The sequence below is a fragment of the Xenorhabdus innexi genome (assembly GCF_002632485.1).
Lineage (GTDB): Bacteria > Pseudomonadota > Gammaproteobacteria > Enterobacterales > Enterobacteriaceae > Xenorhabdus > Xenorhabdus innexi.
Genome location: NZ_NIBU01000160.1, coordinates 1 through 1,645, shown reverse-complemented (window position 1 = coordinate 1,645; position 1,645 = coordinate 1). Strand labels below are relative to the sequence as shown.

General features: G+C 57.1%; 1 protein-coding gene. It reads right to left on the bottom strand.

All coding sequences use genetic code 11. From position 1 onward, the window contains the following. Nucleotides 1–114: 114 nt before the first annotated feature. Nucleotides 115–1,491 (bottom strand): SPI-7-type island replicative DNA helicase, encoded by a 1,377-nt coding sequence (gene dnaB-PI / locus Xinn_RS20695; protein ID WP_099137803.1) that lies wholly within the window; start codon nt 1,489–1,491, stop codon nt 115–117. Nucleotides 1,492–1,645 lie beyond the last annotated feature (154 nt).

Here is a 1,645-nt window from a genome sequence, read left to right as displayed (position 1 = left end):
CGTCAGGACCATCGGCATTTCGGCCATCGGCGGGTTGTCATTGAGAGTGGCGACGGCCTGTCGGCCTTGTTGTAACAGGGCACTGCCCAGACTGAGATTTTGCCGTGTCATCATTTAATTCCCGCCACCAGAGTGGCCTGCTGATAAGTCTGAAAAGCGCGTATATTGCCCGTCAAAACGCACCCGTACCGTGCCGGTCGGTCCCTGCCGCTGCTTGCCGATAATGATTTCGGCTATCCCCGCCTCCGGAGACTCCGGGTGATAGATTTCATCACGGTAAAGGTGCAATATCAGATCAGCATCCTGCTCCAGCGAGCCGGAGTCCCGTAAATCGCCGTTATTGGGACGTTTATCAGAACGGTTTTCAAGCTGCCGGTTAAGCTGGGACAGTGCCAGCACCGGGCAGCCCAGCTCTTTGCCCAGCGCTTTCAGGCTGCGGGAAATATCGGCAATCTCCTGTGTCCGGTTTTCCTGTCCGGGCGCACTCATCAGCTGAAGATAATCCACCATAATCAGGGCGGGCTGACCGTATCTGCGGGTATAGCGGCGGGCACGGGCCCGCAGTAATGCGGGTGTCTGATGACTGCAATCATCAATAATCAGCCGTTGATCCCAGCGGGAGAACTGCGCCAGGCTCTGGCTGATGCGGCTCCACTGTTCATCATCCAGTATCCCGTTACGCAGGGCGCTCAGAGACACACCGCCTTCCATGGCGGTAAGCCGCAACATCAGCTGGGCCGTTGACATTTCCAGACTGAAAATCTGCACCACGGCCTCCTCCCTCTGTCGCAGGGCACCGAGACAACAGGCCAGTCCCAGTGCGGTTTTGCCCATGGAAGGGCGGGCGGCCAGCAAAATCAGATCCCCGGCCTGTAAGCCGCAGGTTTTCTCATCGAGAAGCTGAAATCCGGTGGCCGTCCCGGTAATGCCGTTACTGCCCTGTATGCGTTCCAGATGGGTGATGAGACTTTCCGCCCCCTGCAACAGGGTCATTTCCTGCTGCTGCCGGGTCGTGCCTTTTTCCGCCAGTGTAAACAGCCGGCTTTCCGCCTGCGCAATCAGCGTATCTGACTGGCTGTTCGGCTGAAGGACATCCGCACTGAGGGAATGCCCCAGTGCCATTAACTGACGTAACCGGCTTTTTTCCGCCACAATACGGGCGTATTCTTCAATATTGGCCGCGCTCGGGGTGTTTTTACTCACTTCTGCCACATAGGCAAACCCGCCGGCCCGGTCGATGTGCCCGCGTTGGGTCAGTATGTCGGTCAGGGTGATCAGGTCGAACGGGCAGTTTTGTTCACTCAGTTCCGCGATGGCCTGAAACAGGACCCGGTGGGCCGGAAAGTAAAAATCATCAGCCACCAGTAACAACACCACGCTGTCCCAGCGATCATTTTCCAGTATCAGACCGCCCAGTACCCCCACTTCGGCATACGCGTAGCAGGGCACTTCGTCACTGATGATCTTTAAATGATCATGCGCCATGTCCATCGGCAACCTCCTGACTGACCGCATTCAGGGCCGCGATTAAACGCTGTTGCAGATGCGGCGAAGAGACCCAGAACAGCACCTCTTCACGGGTCAGATACTGCGGCTGGTTATTTTCCCAGCCACATTCCAGCAACGCCAAATCCGGCGATGCATC

Excerpts from the sequence above, each read along its gene's own strand:
- dnaB-PI (WP_099137803.1), bottom strand. The coding sequence starts at position 1,491 with ATGGACATGGCGCATGATCATTTAAAGATCATCAGTGACGAAGTGCCC.